Origin of the sequence: Actinomadura rugatobispora (assembly GCF_042656285.1) — a bacterium.
In the GTDB taxonomy this organism is placed as follows: Bacteria; Actinomycetota; Actinomycetes; order Streptosporangiales; family Streptosporangiaceae; genus Spirillospora; species Spirillospora rugatobispora.
On sequence record NZ_JBHSON010000101.1, the window covers coordinates 28,859 to 41,703 of the forward strand.

14 protein-coding genes and 1 tRNA gene are annotated in these 12,845 nt (G+C 71.3%); 13 read left to right on the forward strand and 2 right to left on the reverse strand.

Translation table 11 applies throughout. The features are described from left to right. Nucleotides 1-17: 17 nt before the first annotated feature. Nucleotides 18-992, reverse strand: coding sequence for an adenosine deaminase (locus tag ACFPZN_RS46055; RefSeq protein ID WP_378289636.1), 975 nt, complete (start codon nucleotides 990-992; stop codon nucleotides 18-20). A 437-nt stretch (nucleotides 993-1,429) separates the two neighbouring features. Between ACFPZN_RS46055 and ACFPZN_RS46060 the strand changes: the two genes are divergently transcribed. The 3 genes from ACFPZN_RS46060 to ACFPZN_RS46070 all read left to right on the forward strand — a co-directional run bounded on the left by ACFPZN_RS46060 (nucleotide 1,430) and on the right by ACFPZN_RS46070 (nucleotide 3,831). Next, nucleotides 1,430-2,368, forward strand: coding sequence for a hypothetical protein (locus ACFPZN_RS46060; RefSeq protein WP_378289609.1), 939 nt, complete (start codon nucleotides 1,430-1,432; stop codon nucleotides 2,366-2,368). Nucleotides 2,369-2,562: 194 nt separating this feature from the next. Beyond that, the gene (locus ACFPZN_RS46065; RefSeq protein ID WP_378289612.1) at nucleotides 2,563-3,075 is read left to right on the forward strand and encodes a SigE family RNA polymerase sigma factor; all 513 of its coding nucleotides are present in this window, start codon (nucleotides 2,563-2,565) and stop codon (nucleotides 3,073-3,075) included. A gap of 3 nt (nucleotides 3,076-3,078) precedes the next feature. Continuing rightward, nucleotides 3,079-3,831 (forward strand): hypothetical protein, encoded by a 753-nt coding sequence (locus tag ACFPZN_RS46070; RefSeq protein WP_378289614.1) that lies wholly within the window; start codon nucleotides 3,079-3,081, stop codon nucleotides 3,829-3,831. Nucleotides 3,832-3,970: 139 nt separating this feature from the next. Here the strand turns inward: ACFPZN_RS46070 and ACFPZN_RS46075 are convergent, their stop codons facing one another. Then, on the reverse strand, nucleotides 3,971-5,182 hold the full coding sequence (locus tag ACFPZN_RS46075) for a pyridoxal phosphate-dependent aminotransferase (RefSeq protein WP_378289616.1): 1,212 nt from the start codon (nucleotides 5,180-5,182) through the stop codon (nucleotides 3,971-3,973). A gap of 249 nt (nucleotides 5,183-5,431) precedes the next feature. On the opposite strand from ACFPZN_RS46075, the gene ACFPZN_RS46080 reads away from it, so the two are divergent. The 10 genes from ACFPZN_RS46080 to ACFPZN_RS46125 all read left to right on the forward strand — a co-directional run. Beyond that, a tRNA-Trp gene (locus tag ACFPZN_RS46080) sits at nucleotides 5,432-5,504 on the forward strand. Between the two features lie 124 nt (nucleotides 5,505-5,628). After that, nucleotides 5,629-5,877, forward strand: coding sequence for a preprotein translocase subunit SecE (gene secE, locus ACFPZN_RS46085; protein WP_378289618.1), 249 nt, complete (start codon nucleotides 5,629-5,631; stop codon nucleotides 5,875-5,877). Nucleotides 5,878-6,016: 139 nt separating this feature from the next. After that, the gene (gene nusG / locus ACFPZN_RS46090) at nucleotides 6,017-6,883 is read left to right on the forward strand and encodes a transcription termination/antitermination protein NusG (RefSeq protein WP_378289620.1); all 867 of its coding nucleotides are present in this window, start codon (nucleotides 6,017-6,019) and stop codon (nucleotides 6,881-6,883) included. Between the two features lie 219 nt (nucleotides 6,884-7,102). Beyond that, nucleotides 7,103-7,531, forward strand: a complete 429-nt coding sequence (gene rplK, locus ACFPZN_RS46095; protein WP_378289622.1) for a 50S ribosomal protein L11 — start codon at nucleotides 7,103-7,105, stop codon at nucleotides 7,529-7,531. Between the two features lie 97 nt (nucleotides 7,532-7,628). Continuing rightward, the gene (gene rplA / locus ACFPZN_RS46100) at nucleotides 7,629-8,345 is read left to right on the forward strand and encodes a 50S ribosomal protein L1 (protein ID WP_378289624.1); all 717 of its coding nucleotides are present in this window, start codon (nucleotides 7,629-7,631) and stop codon (nucleotides 8,343-8,345) included. 165 nt (nucleotides 8,346-8,510) lie between these two features. After that, complete coding sequence (locus tag ACFPZN_RS46105; RefSeq protein WP_378289626.1) at nucleotides 8,511-9,413, forward strand: hypothetical protein; 903 nt, start codon at nucleotides 8,511-8,513, stop codon at nucleotides 9,411-9,413. A 150-nt stretch (nucleotides 9,414-9,563) separates the two neighbouring features. Beyond that, entirely contained in the window at nucleotides 9,564-10,448 is an 885-nt protein-coding gene (locus ACFPZN_RS46110; RefSeq protein WP_378289628.1) for an SCO4651 family lipoprotein, read from the forward strand. A 370-nt stretch (nucleotides 10,449-10,818) separates the two neighbouring features. After that, entirely contained in the window at nucleotides 10,819-11,433 is a 615-nt protein-coding gene (rplJ, locus tag ACFPZN_RS46115; protein ID WP_378289630.1) for a 50S ribosomal protein L10, read from the forward strand. A 75-nt stretch (nucleotides 11,434-11,508) separates the two neighbouring features. Further along, nucleotides 11,509-11,895 carry a 50S ribosomal protein L7/L12 gene (gene rplL / locus ACFPZN_RS46120; RefSeq protein WP_378289632.1) on the forward strand — a complete coding sequence of 129 codons (387 nt, stop codon included), beginning with the start codon at nucleotides 11,509-11,511 and terminating at the stop codon, nucleotides 11,893-11,895. A gap of 500 nt (nucleotides 11,896-12,395) precedes the next feature. Continuing rightward, a partial coding sequence (locus ACFPZN_RS46125; protein WP_378289634.1) for an ABC transporter ATP-binding protein occupies nucleotides 12,396-12,845 on the forward strand: 450 nt, incomplete at its 3' end.

The following is a 12,845-nucleotide window of genomic DNA, read 5'->3' on the forward strand; positions in this document are numbered from 1 at the left end:
TGACCGCGGGCCCGCGGTCAGGCCCGCTGCGTGGACGGCTCGGCGCGCAGCCAGGCGTCGACGTCGGCCAGCAGCCGCGCCCGCACCGAGTCGGGGGCGGCCGAACCGCGGATCGACTGGCGGGCCAGCTCGGCCAGCTCGGCGTCGCCGAAGCCGTGCTCGGTGCGGGCCAGCTCGTACTGCCGCACCAGCCGCGACCCGAACAGCAGCGGGTCGTCGGCGCCCAGCGCCATCCGCGCGCCCGCCTCGTACAGGGCGCGCAGCGGCACGTCCGCCGCCGTCGCCGCCACCCCGAGGCTCACATTGGACGCCGGGCACACCTCCAGCGTCACCCCGCGGTCCACGATCCGCTCCAGCAGCCGCGGCTCCTCCACGGCCCGCACGCCGTGCCCGAGCCGGTCGGCCGACAGCGTCTCCAGGCACTCCCGCACGCTGCCGGGGCCGAGCAGCTCGCCGCCGTGCGGCACCGACAGCAGCCCGCCGCGCCGCGCGATCCGGAACGCGCCCTCGAAGTCGTAGGCCCGCCCCCGCCGCTCGTCGTTGGACAGCCCGAACCCGACCACGCCCCGGCCGGCGTAGCGCACCGCCAGCCGCGCCAGCGTCTTGGCGTCCAGCGGGTGCCGGGTGCGGTTGGCGGCGATCACCACGCCGATGCCGACACCGGTGGCCTCCTCCGCCTCGCGGACGGCGTCCAGCACCAGCTCCACCGTCGGGGTCAGCCCGCCGAAGCGCGCCGCGTAGCCGCTGGGGTCCACCTGGATCTCCAGCCAGCCCGACCCCTCGGCGGCCTCGTCCTCCGCCGTCTCCCGCACCAGCCGCCGCAGATCGCCGGGGGTGCGCAGGACGGAACGGGCGATGTCGTACAGGCGCTGGAACCGGAACCAGCCGCGCTCGTCGGTGGCCCGCAGCCGGGGCGGCCAGTCCTCCACCAGCGCGTCCGGCAGGTGCACCTCGTGCGCGGCGGCCAGCTCCACCAGCGTGGAGTGCCGCATCGAACCGGTGAAGTGCAGATGCAGGTGGGCCTTGGGGAGGGCGGCGAGATCGCGCGCGGCGCCCCCCGCGTCGAGGCCGTCGAGGGCGGCGAGCCGCGGATGGTCGTGAACGTGGCGGGGTGATGCGAGACGGGCCTCCATGACCCAATGTTGCCGGATCGGCGTCTCCACGGAACCCCCGGCTCACCAGGATCATCAGTCCGGACTATGCGCGATGGCACGCGGCGGCCATGCCGCCCATGACCACGCGCCCATCCCGTTCGGGACGTCCCTAACCCGAAACCCGGTCGCGCACTCCCGCACAGGTCGTCACGCCGCGCACCCGCCGCCTCGCGCAGCGTCCGAAAAAACTTCCGGCAACCCGTGCAACCCCGCTCGGGGGCCGCGCGTATATGGGGGGCGCAAGAGAGATTCGCAAGGGCAGAAGGGACGCAGAGATGATTTCGCTCAAGGCCGCCGTGATCACCGCCTCGACCGTGGGGGCCGTCGCCGTCGGCGGTGTCACGTGGGCCTCGGTCGCCCAGCCCGACGCCGCCCCCGTTTCCGCGCACGACAAGCTCCCCGCCACCGTGCAGAAGGCCAAGGAGGCCGCTCCCAAGACCGCGCCGACCTGCCTGCCCGCCGCGGAGCTCAAGAAGAAGGCCGCGGAGCTCGCCAGGAAGGGCCAGCAGACCGCCGAGCAGGGCGCCGGCGCCGCCGCCGGCGCCCAGCGGCAGGTGCCCGACGTCAAGGACAAGCTGCCCGCCGACGCCAAGCCGGGCACCTCCATCCAGACCGCGCCCGCCGGCAAGGCTCAGGTCCCCGCCGCCAAGCCGGGCGTCCCGCAGGCCGACCTGCCCGCCTGCCCGCCCGCCGCCCCCGGCGCGCGCACCCTGCCCAAGCCCGACGCCAAGGCCCCCGCCGCGCCGCAGGCCCCCGCCGTCCCGTCGGTCTCCGACCTCAATTGCGACAAGCTCGCCCCGGCCGTCCCGGCCGGCGGTACCGTCGAGCGGGCCATCATGCTGCCCAAGGGCCTCAAGCACGCCGGCAACAAGGCCGCCGCCAAGCCCCTGGGCGCCAAGCAGCAGCTCTGCTCGGTGACGCAGAAGTGGGTCTCCGGGGCCGGCACCGGCTCCTGGATCACGGTCGAGCGGATCAAGACCCCCGCGCAGACCAGCGAGCAGCAGCTGCGCCAGGCGCTGAAGCTGCCCGAGGGCGGCCGCACCACCGCCGTCAACGGCACCGTCGTGTGGCAGGCCCCGGCCGGGCAGAGCGGCGTGCTGCTGTTCGACCCGGCGGGCTACTCGCTGTTCGTCAACGGCAGCCCGGTCCTGTCGTCCGCCGGCCTCCAGGACGTGGCCCAGAAGGTCGCCGCCGCGTCCAAGACCGCCCGGTGACGCCTCCGGCGCTCACCAGGCACGCCGCACACGGCACGCACGCGGCGCGCGGTACGTGCGCGCCGCGCGGCGCTCAGTAAGAACGCGGCGCCCGCGACCGCGCGGCGCGCCAGCAAGACGCGGCGGGGCGGCCCCTGCGCGGGGGGCCGCCCCGCCGACCCGGTAGCCGAAAGCTCACAGCCGGACGGAGCACAGTGGGGCGTCGAGACGACAAGTCGTTCGCCGAGTTCGTTACGGCACGTGGCACCGCCTTGTTGCGGACCGCCGCGTTGCTGTGCGGTGCCCACCAGGACGCCGAGGACATCCTGCAGACCGCCTTGGAGAAGGCGTACCGGCACTGGGGGAGGCTCGATCCCGAGTCCGACCCCGAGCCCTACGTCCGCCGGATCCTGGTCAACCTGGTGATCAGCCGGTCCCGGCGGTGGAAGGTGCTCCGTGAGATCAACATGGCCAGACCGCCCGAAATGCCGACGACATCGTCGGCGACCCACACGGTGGAGCTGCGCGGCACCCTCATGGAGGAGCTGCGCAAGCTGGGTCCGCGACAGCGGGCGGTACTGGTGCTGCGCTTCTGGGAGGACCTCTCCGAAGCGGAGACCGCGCGGGTGCTCGGCTGCTCGGTCGGCACCGTGAAGAGCCAGGCGTCCCGGGGACTCGCCAGACTCCGGGAGCGTCTCGACCGCAACCTGGCACCACTGGGGAGATGAGCGATGGATCTGGAGAGTGAACTGCGGCACGCCATGGCCGAACAGGTGGCCGAGGCGGCGGCTCCGCCCTCGCTCGTCGCCGATGTGCGCCGCCGCCACCGCCGCCGCGTCACCCGGATCCGGGTGACGGTGGGCGTGGCCGCGGCGGCGGTCGCCGTGGCGGCCGTGGCGCCGGGCTACCAGTCCTTTCGCGCCGAGACCGTCGGCTCGAAAGGAGAACCCGACAACAAAGGGGGCACGGTCGCCACGTCCCAGCCGGACCGCGCCCCCGCCCCGGCTCTTCCCGAGGCGTCGCCTTCGCCGGACGAGTCCGGCGCCGCCACCCCGAAGAAGCCCGCCGACCGGGACGGTGACGGGCCAGAGCGCAAGCCGTCCACCGGCGGCGGGGACGGAGCGGTCCGGCTACCGTCCTGGGTGACCTTCCTTCCATCCGGCCTCGCCGAGGACGCGCCCTGCGCCTCCAGGGCGGAGGGCAAGAACCGGGTGACCACGTGCCGGTGGGCCGGATCCGGCGGCTGGGCCGAGGTCAAGGTGGTGCGCGGTTCCGGGATGAGCGGGCCTGAGGACCTGATCACCGCGCCGTCGATGCCCAAGCCGTCCTCGGTACGGGGCATCAAGGCCCTCACCACCGAGCGGCCCGACTCCGGCCGCCAGATCGCGTGGCTGGAGCGTCCGGGCGTGGGCGTCGTCGTGGCGGCGGGCGGCGGTGCCGCACGCGACCAGCTGATGCGCATCGCCGAAGGCGTCCGCCCCTGAGACTGAGACGGCGACCGGCCCCTCACCGCGGTCACCGCTTTCCCGGCGGTTTTCCGGCCACGCCCGTATCCGGCGGGGGCGCCTCGCTCAGGCGCCCCCGCCGGCCGGTGTCACGCCCGCCCAGCGGCCCCGGTACGGGTCAGCTCGCCTCGGACAGCAGCTTGGCGACCCGGGAGACGCCCTCGACGAGGTCGTCGTCGCCCAGCGCGTACGAGAGACGGAAGTAACCCGGCGTACCGAACGCCTCACCCGGCACCAGCGCCACCTCCGCCTCCTCCAGGATCAGCGAGGCCAGCTCCACCGACGTCTGCGGCCGCTTCCCGCGGATCTCCTTGCCGAGCAGCGCCTTGACCGACGGGTAGACGTAGAACGCGCCCTCCGGCTCGGGGCACAGCACCCCGGGGATCTCGTTCAGCATCCGCACCATCGTCTGGCGGCGCCGGTCGAACGCCTTGCGCATCTCCGCCACCGCGTCCAGGTCGCCGGTCACCGCGGCCAGCGCGGCCGCCTGCGAGACGTTGGCCACGTTCGAGGTCGCGTGCGACTGCAGGTTCGCGGCCGCCTTCACCACGTCCTGCGGGCCGATCAGCCAGCCCACCCGCCAGCCGGTCATCGCGTAGGTCTTGGCGACGCCGTTCAGCACCAGCGTGCGGTCGGCCAGCTCCGGCACCACCACCGGCAGCGAGTGGAACTCGGCGCCGCCGTACACCAGGTGCTCGTAGATCTCGTCGGTGATCACCCACAGGCCGTGGCCGTCGGCCCAGCGGCCGATCGCCTCGATCTCCTCGCGGGTGTACACCGCGCCGGTCGGGTTGGACGGCGACACGAACAGCAGCACCTTGGTGCGGTCGGTGCGGGCCGCCTCCAGCTGCTCCACGCTCACCCGGTAGCCGGTGGTCTCGTCGGCCACCACGTCCACCGGGACGCCCCCGGCGAGCTTGATCGACTCGGGGTAGGTCGTCCAGTAGGGGGTCGGCACCAGGACCTCGTCACCCGGGTCCAGCAACGCCGCGAACGCCTCGTACACCGCCTGCTTGCCGCCGTTGGTCACCAGGACCTGCGACGCCTCCGCCGAGTAGCCGGAGTCGCGCAGGGTCTTCTCGGCGATGGCGGCGCGCAGCTCCGGCAGCCCACCGGCCGGGGTGTACTTGTGGAAACGCGGCACGCCGCAGGCGGCCACCGCGGCCTCCACGATGTAGTCCGGCGTCGGGAAGTCGGGCTCGCCCGCGCCGAAGCCGATGACCGGGCGGCCCGCAGCCTTCAGCGCCTTGGCCTTGGCGTCGACGGCCAGCGTGGCGGATTCGGAGATCGCGGCGATGCGCTTGGAGATGCGAGGTCGGTCGTTGCTCATGTCCCTATCGTTACAGACGCCGAGCGGTGCCTTCAGCCGTATTCCACCTGCTGGAGCCGGGGTCGGAGGGGCGGCGCGCCGGACGGCCGGCACGGGCTCGGGGCCAGGTCACCGGGGCGTTCTCGCGACGCGGGGCCCGTCTGGTTCGACGTGAGGGCCGTCGGCAACGTAGACTCACCGTCCTAGTGACGCACTCCGGTCATACGGCCATGTCCGCGAAAGGCCGTAAGCTGGTTCCGTCACCAGTGAAGGGCAGTGGCTCAATTGGCAGAGCTCCGGTCTCCAAAACCGGCGGTTGGGGGTTCGAGTCCCTCCTGCCCTGCGAGGTGCGGTGCGCGCACCCGTACCGGTTACGTCATGGCGCGCCGTCATGACAGGCGTCGGCGCGGGGACGCGCGGCAACCACTGGGTGGTTGGACACGACCTATGAGGTGAACGGCGGCACAATGGCGACTGAGACGCGCGGCGAGGCCGCGGCCAAGGACGAAGGCAAGGGGAAGCCCTCGCGCAAGCGGACCTCTCCGCTTCTCTTCGTGCGCCAGGTGATCGCCGAGCTTCGCAAGGTCATCTGGCCCACCCGGCGTGAGCTCATCACCTACACGACGGTCTCCCTGGTGTTCGTGCTGATCATGGTGGGGATCGTCTCGGGCCTCGACTGGGCCCTGCTGAAGGGCGTCTACTGGCTCTTCGGCTGAGCCGTCCCGGCCGGTGATCCCGGCGCCGGGAAACCCCCGGGGCGCGACCGCCCCGCCGGTGCCCCGGCCCGCACCACCATGGGCGGCCGCCCGCCGCCGTAAAGATCGTCATCGCATCCGTTCGAGAGAAAGAGTCACCGTGTCCGAGCCCTCACAGCCATACGACGAGGCCGTCGACGAGGCCCGGTCCGCTGCGGCTGCCGCCGACGCCGACGGGCAGGCGGACGAGGTCACCGGCGCCGCCGGCCCGGCCGACACGGAGCTCTCCGACACTGAGATCGCCGACACGGAGATCGCCGACACCGACGCCCCGGCCGCCGAGCCGGGCGAGGCGGCGCTCGACGACACGGCCGGCGCGGAGGGCGCCGAAGCGGCCGACGAGGAGGCCGAGGAGGCCCCCGCCGCGCCCGCGGCCGACCCGTACGCCGAGTTCAAGATGCAGCTGCGGCTGCAGCCGGGCGACTGGTACGTCGTCCACTCCTACGCGGGGTACGAGAACCGGGTCAAGACCAACATCGAGACCCGGACCCAGACCCTGAACATGGAGGACTACATCTTCCAGATCGAGGTCCCCCAGCACGAGGTGACCGAGATCAAGGGCGGCAAGCGGCAGAAGGTCAACGAGAAGGTCCTGCCCGGCTACATCCTGGTCCGGATGGAGCTGACCGACGAGTCGTGGGCCGCGGTCCGCAACACGCCGGGCGTCACCGGGTTCGTCGGCCTCCTCAACAACAAGCCGTCGCCGCTGAGCCTGGACGAGGTCGCCAACCTGCTGGCCCCCGAGCCGGAGGAGCAGGTCAAGACCAAGGAGCAGGCCAAGAGCAGCACGCCCGCCGTCGACTTCGAGGTCGGCGAGTCGGTCACCGTCATGGACGGCCCGTTCGCCACCCTCCCCGCCACGGTCAACGAGATCAACGCCGAGCAGCAGAAACTGAAAGTGTTGGTGTCGATCTTCGGCCGCGAAACGCCGGTCGAGCTTTCGTTCAACCAGGTCTCGAAGATCTGAGCGAGCCCGTTCGGATCAGCGCGTACCCTGGGTGTGTCTCCCTGCGCAAGCGGGGGTGAGCCGGTTCTGGTCTCGATCTTTGGGCGCGAAAGGCCGGTATCCCTGCGCGAGCGGGGGCATGAGTTTCCAGTGATCCCTACACGGTGGACGAGTCCCGCCGCCGTGTTGCCCGCGAAGCGGGAGTCGGGGTCAACATCAAACGGGACGTAGGGGTGCCATATGCCTCCCAAGAAGAAGATCAGCGCCGTCGTCAAGGTCCAGCTGCAGGCCGGCCAGGCGACCCCGGCGCCGCCGGTCGGTACCGCGCTCGGTCCGCACGGCGTCAACATCATGGACTTCTGCAAGCAGTACAACGCTGCCACGGAGGCCCAGCGCGGCAACGTCATCCCCGTAGAGATCACCATCTACGAGGACCGGTCGTTCTCCTTCATCACCAAGACGCCGCCGGCCGCGCAGCTCATCCTGAAGGCCGCCGGGGTGGACAAGGGCAGCGGCGAGCCGCACAAGACCAAGGTGGGCTCGGTCACCCGCGACCAGATCCGCGAGATCGCCACCACCAAGATGCCCGACCTCAACGCCAAGGACCTGGACGCCGCCGAGAAGATCGTCGCCGGCACCGCCCGTTCCATGGGCATCGAGGTCAAGTAACTCGAGCGGTTCGAGCAGTTCGAGTAACACCCGCAGGTATCCGTGGGAGGGCCGGCGCGGCCCGTACCACGAACTCCCGTCACATCGAGGAGCAGTCATGAAGCGCAGCAAGGGCTACCGCAACGCGTCCGAGCAGATCGACCGGGAGCGGTTCTACAGCCCGGCCGAGGCGATGAAGCTGGCCAAGCAGACCTCGGTCAGCAAGTTCGACGCGACCGTCGAGGTCGCGCTGCGGCTGGGCGTCGACCCGCGCAAGGCCGACCAGATGGTCCGCGGCACCGTCAACCTGCCGAACGGCACCGGCAAGACCGCCCGGGTGCTGGTGTTCGCCGGCGGCGCGAAGGCGGAGGAGGCCCGTGAGGCCGGGGCCGACCTGGTCGGCTCGGACGACATGATCGAGAAGATCCAGGGCGGCTTCCTGGACTTCGACGCGGTCGTGGCGACCCCGGACCAGATGGGCAAGGTCGGCCGGCTGGGCCGGGTGCTGGGCCCGCGCGGCCTGATGCCCAACCCCAAGACCGGCACCGTGACCATGGACGTGGCCAAGGCGGTCTCCGACATCAAGGGCGGGAAGATCGAGTTCCGGGTGGACCGGCACGCGAACCTGCACTTCATCGTCGGGAAGGCCTCCTTCAGCGAGCGTCAGCTGGTGGAGAACTACGCCGCCGCGATCGAGGAGGTCCAGCGGCTCAAGCCGTCGGCCGCCAAGGGCCGGTACGTGAAGAAGGCCGTGGTGACGACGTCGATGGGGCCGAGCATCCCGGTCGACCCGAACGCGGTCCGCAACCTGACCGCCGAGCTCGACGAGGTCTGATCGCGCCGATCCGGTCGGCGCGGTCCGATCGGCGCGGTTGTGAGGGGCGCCCCTGCGGGGGCGCCCCTTTTTTCGTGCCCGCGTGCGTAGTGCAAACGGGGCGAATGGTGTTGAATCAGCCTTCTTTCGTCCGTGCCGTGCCGCATGTTCGAGGCTGGAGGACCGGTGGAGCGTCGTACGGATCGGACCGTGGCGGTGTCCGCCGTCGCCGTCGTGGGGGTCGTCTTCGCGGCGGTCGTGGCGGTCCGCGCGGTCGCGGGCGGGGCCGGGGACTCGGGGACGATGCCGTCGGCCACGGCGGTGGCGCAGCGCGACCGTGTCGCGCAGGCGGACGCGTCGCCCGACGCGCCGCCCTCGCCCGCGGGCTCGTCGACCGCCGCCCCCGGCCGGACGGGGAGCGGCGGCGGGACGGCTCGTGGAAGCGGCGGTGACGGGAACGGCGGCGGCCAGGGTTCCGGGAGTGGATCCGCCGCGGCGCTGCCGTCCACCCCGCCGCCCGGCGCTCCGGCGATCGACTCGTACGTCCGGGTGACCGAGGTGAGGCTGTCGGGCGCGTCCAACGGCGACTACGAGCACCAGCGGGAGACCGCGACGTTCACGCTGGCGCCGCGGTTCGCGCTGGAGGCGACGGGCGTGCGCAAGAGCATGAAGGACGGGCGGCTCACCACGGTCACCCAGAAGGTGATCGTGAAGGGCGACGTCCTGTACGGGTACGACGGCCAGGCATGGTCGCAGTCGACGCTGACCCCGGCGCAGCTCACCAGGCTGCGCACCGGGTCCGATCCGCGGCAGTTCACCTACCTGCTGCGTGAGCTGCCGGGTATGACGCGGACCGGTCCGGACGCCGGCGGCGTGACGCGCTATCTGGCCAGGGCGGTGCTGGACGACCTGTACGTGCTGCTGCCGCGGGAGGTGGCCGCGCACCTGCGCACACTGATGCCGGCGGGTACCGGGGTCGCGCTGGACCTGCGGGCCGACCGGGCGGACCGGCCGTCCCGGATCGGGGTGAACGCCTCGGTGCCGGGGGCGAGGTTCACCGGGTCGATGGGCTTCCAGTCGTACGGCTAGCCGCGTGCAAACCCCTGAAATCAGGGCATCCCGGGGGTACGCCGCGAGTCGTACGGCCGTTCGTCCCATTCGTACCTCCGGGGGATGTGGCCCGAGGCGCGCCGCATGAGACTGGAACCCATCAGCAGGCGAAAGGGAGGCACCATCCTCATGAAGCGTCGACTCGTCGTGGCCGCGGGGGGCACCGCCATGGGCGCCGCGCTGCTCGTGTCGGGGTGCGGGGGCTCCGGCTCCGAGGTCGCGACCGGCACCATGAAGCTCACCGCCGCCGAGGCGCTGATCAAGACGTCGGAGAAGACGGGGCAGGCCGACACGTTCAAGGCCGACCTGACCGTGACCGACTCCGGGAACGGCGGCGGCCAGGTCAAGGCGACCGGGCAGTTCAAGCTCGCCCCCGAGCTGACGTTCAGCGCGCGGCTGAACGAGGTCAGCCAGGGCGGGCAGGCGGTCCCGGGCGCCAAGGGTCAGGCCGTCTTCACCGGGGACGTGCTGTACGCGAAGGTCCCGCAGTTCGCGCAGTTCGTCAGCGGCGGCAAGCCGTGGGTGAAGGTGGACGTCAACCAGGCCGGGCGGCAGTTCGGCGTGGACGTCAAGGGGCTGGTCGACCAGGTGAGCAAGGTGAACCCGGCCGAGCAGACCAAGATGTTCACCGGGTCCAAGGACGCGCGCCGCGTCGGGACCGAGACGGTCGACGGCGTCGAGACCACCCGCTACACCGGCACGGTGACCGTCCAGGACGCGCTGAACCGGCTGGACCCGCAGGCGCGCGAGAACGTCCGCAAGTGGTTCCCGCAGGGCGCGACCGGCGAGCGGATCAGCTTCGACCTGTGGGTCGGCAAGGACCAGTTGCCGCGCAAGCTGTCGTCCAAGGGCGCCGGGAGCGGTGACCGGAACGGCACGGTGACGGTCGTCTACAGCGACTACGGCAAGTCGTTCAGCGTGAACCCGCCGCCCGCCGACCAGGTGGGCGAGCTTTCGCTGAGCGGTCTGCTGGGCGGAGGCGGCCCGGCTCCCGCCCCGACCCCCCGTACCTGACGCGAGCGGGAGAAGTCCGCGGGAACCGCCGTGCGCGCGGTGCCCGCGGGTTTCTTCGTCCGGTGAGTCGTCCGGTGAATCGATTTGGCGCCGAGCGAGGCGACCACGTACTCTGTTCTCTGCCGAAGACCGCCGGTCGCCGCCCGTGAGGGCGGCCGAAGGACCCGAAGAGATTCGGGCGGCCCGCGTAGGTGAGACGAGAGCTTCCGTACGACCTCCGCTGTCGAGCGTCGTGCCTCCGCCCCGTGCGCCTGCGCCGGGGCGTTCGCCTTTTTCCGGGCATTCGCCCTGGCGGCTTCCCACCAGGGATCGGCGCCCGCCCTCACCGGCGGACGCGGATCCGACCACCCAGGTAATCGGAAGGAGGCCCATGGCAAAGGCCGAGAAGGCTGCGGCGATCGCCGATCTCAAGAACGAGTTCGAGAGCTCGAGCGGCGCCGTGCTGACCGAGTACCGCGGGCTCACGGTGGCGCAGCTGAAGAAGCTGCGCACCGACCTCGGCGAGAACGCGAGGTTCGCCGTGGTGAAGAACACGCTGACCAAGATCGCCGCGTCCGACGCGGGCGTCGACGAGCAGTTCCGTGAGCTGCTGGAGGGCCCGTCCGCGATCGCCTTCGTCAAGGGCGACGTGGTCGAGGCCGCCAAGGGGCTGCGTGACTTCGCCAAGGACAACCCGCTCCTGGTGATCAAGGGCGGTTTCGTCGACGGTCAGTCGATGGACGCCGCCGAGATCAGCAAGCTGGCGGACCTCGAGTCCCGCGAGGTGCTGCTGGCCAAGCTGGCCGGTGCGATGAAGGGCTCCCTGGCCAACGCGGCCGCGCTCTTCAACGCGCTGCCGACCCAGGCCGCCCAGCTCGCCGAGGCCCTGCGGGCCAAGCGCGAGGAGGCCGGGGAGACGGCCGAGGCTCCGGCCGAGGCGCCCGCGCCCGACGCCGACGCGTCCGAAGCGTCCGACGACTCGTCCGGCGAGGCGTCCGCCGAGTAGTCCCGGTCCGGTACGGACCCGGGACCCGCGGTTCCAGTTAGACCCCAGACACAAGCCATAGCGGAGGAACACATCATGGCGAAGCTCAGCACCGACGACCTGCTCGACGCCTTCAAGGAGATGACCCTCCTCGAGCTCTCCGACTTCGTGAAGCAGTTCGAGGAGGTCTTCGACGTCAAGGCCGCCGCCCCGGTCGCCGCCGTCGCCGCCGTTCCGGGTGGCGCGGCCCCCGCCGAGGAGGCCGCGGTCCAGGACGAGTTCGACGTCATCCTCGAGGGTGCCGGCGACAAGAAGATCCAGGTCATCAAGGAGGTGCGCGCCCTCACCAGCCTCGGCCTGAAGGAGGCCAAGGACCTGGTCGACAGCGCGCCCAAGCCGCTGCTGGAGAAGGTCAACAAGGAGGCCGCCGACAAGGCCAAGGAGGCCCTGGAGAAGGCCGGCGCTTCGGTGACCGTCAAGTAAGACCGAGCAGTACCCTGCGGGCGCGGCCGTGCCCGCGTGGAGGCGGTCGTCTCACTTCGGTGAGGCGGCCGCCTTCCGGCGTTCTGGGGGAGCCCTGGGGGCCAGTGGATTTGTCCGCGGGTGATAAACCTCGGCGGCAGATCGGGCATGGGAGCCAGTTGTGCGGTGCCCGGGCCGCGCGTAGCGTCCCACTTCGGACGGCGCCCCAGGGGTCCGTCCAGTCACGGCAGTGGCTCCAGCCCCGGCTTGAGGTGCGGGTTCGCTCGCAGTAGTGTCGCGGACGTCGTAAGTAACGATTGTCTTACACCGTCGCGTTTTCACCGCTGATCCGAGCTTCCGCCCCTTCCAATTCCGAGATGGGCCGCTACGGTAGTGGCACCCGTCACGGCTACCCGGCGGTAGCAACGGGACGGGCACCCGACGTGACGGTGTGACAGTACGGCCTGAGCAACTACTCGCTCATTGGTTCCGGAACCCCCGGCCTGGACGAAAGGTGACGAGTGGGCGTCGAGATCAGGGTCGAAGGGCTGACCAAGTCGTTCGGCCGCCAGACCATCTGGCAGGACGTGTCGCTAACGCTTCCCGCGGGAGAGATCAGTGTTCTCCTGGGCCCCTCCGGCACGGGCAAGTCGGTCTTCCTCAAATCCCTCGTCGGGCTGCTGAAGCCGGACCGCGGCCACATCTGGGTCGGCGACCGGGACCTGCCGCACCTGCCCGAGGCGCAGCTGTACGACACCCGGAAGCTGTTCGGGGTGCTGTTCCAGGACGGCGCGCTGTTCGGCTCGATGAACCTCTACGACAACATCGCCTTCCCGCTGCGCGAGCACACCAAGAAGTCCGAGGGTGAGATCAAGCGCATCGTCATGGAGAAGATGGAGATGGTCGGTCTCCTCGGCGCCGAGAAGAAGCTTCCCGGCGAGATCTCCGGCGGTATGAAGAAGCGGGCCGGG

What these genes read in the sequence shown, in the direction of transcription:
- ACFPZN_RS46055 (WP_378289636.1), bottom strand. Translation starts at nt 992, where the DNA reads ATGCGGCACTCCACGCTGGTGGAGCTGGCCGCCGCGCACGAGGTGCAC.
- ACFPZN_RS46060 (WP_378289609.1), top strand. Translation starts at nt 1,430, where the DNA reads ATGATTTCGCTCAAGGCCGCCGTGATCACCGCCTCGACCGTGGGGGCC.
- ACFPZN_RS46070 (WP_378289614.1), top strand. Translation starts at nt 3,079, where the DNA reads ATGGATCTGGAGAGTGAACTGCGGCACGCCATGGCCGAACAGGTGGCC.
- ACFPZN_RS46075 (WP_378289616.1), bottom strand. Translation starts at nt 5,182, where the DNA reads ATGAGCAACGACCGACCTCGCATCTCCAAGCGCATCGCCGCGATCTCC.
- secE (WP_378289618.1), top strand. Translation starts at nt 5,629, where the DNA reads ATGGCGACTGAGACGCGCGGCGAGGCCGCGGCCAAGGACGAAGGCAAG.
- rplK (WP_378289622.1), top strand. Translation starts at nt 7,103, where the DNA reads ATGCCTCCCAAGAAGAAGATCAGCGCCGTCGTCAAGGTCCAGCTGCAG.
- rplA (WP_378289624.1), top strand. Translation starts at nt 7,629, where the DNA reads ATGAAGCGCAGCAAGGGCTACCGCAACGCGTCCGAGCAGATCGACCGG.
- ACFPZN_RS46110 (WP_378289628.1), top strand. Translation starts at nt 9,564, where the DNA reads ATGAAGCGTCGACTCGTCGTGGCCGCGGGGGGCACCGCCATGGGCGCC.
- rplJ (WP_378289630.1), top strand. Translation starts at nt 10,819, where the DNA reads ATGGCAAAGGCCGAGAAGGCTGCGGCGATCGCCGATCTCAAGAACGAG.
- rplL (WP_378289632.1), top strand. Translation starts at nt 11,509, where the DNA reads ATGGCGAAGCTCAGCACCGACGACCTGCTCGACGCCTTCAAGGAGATG.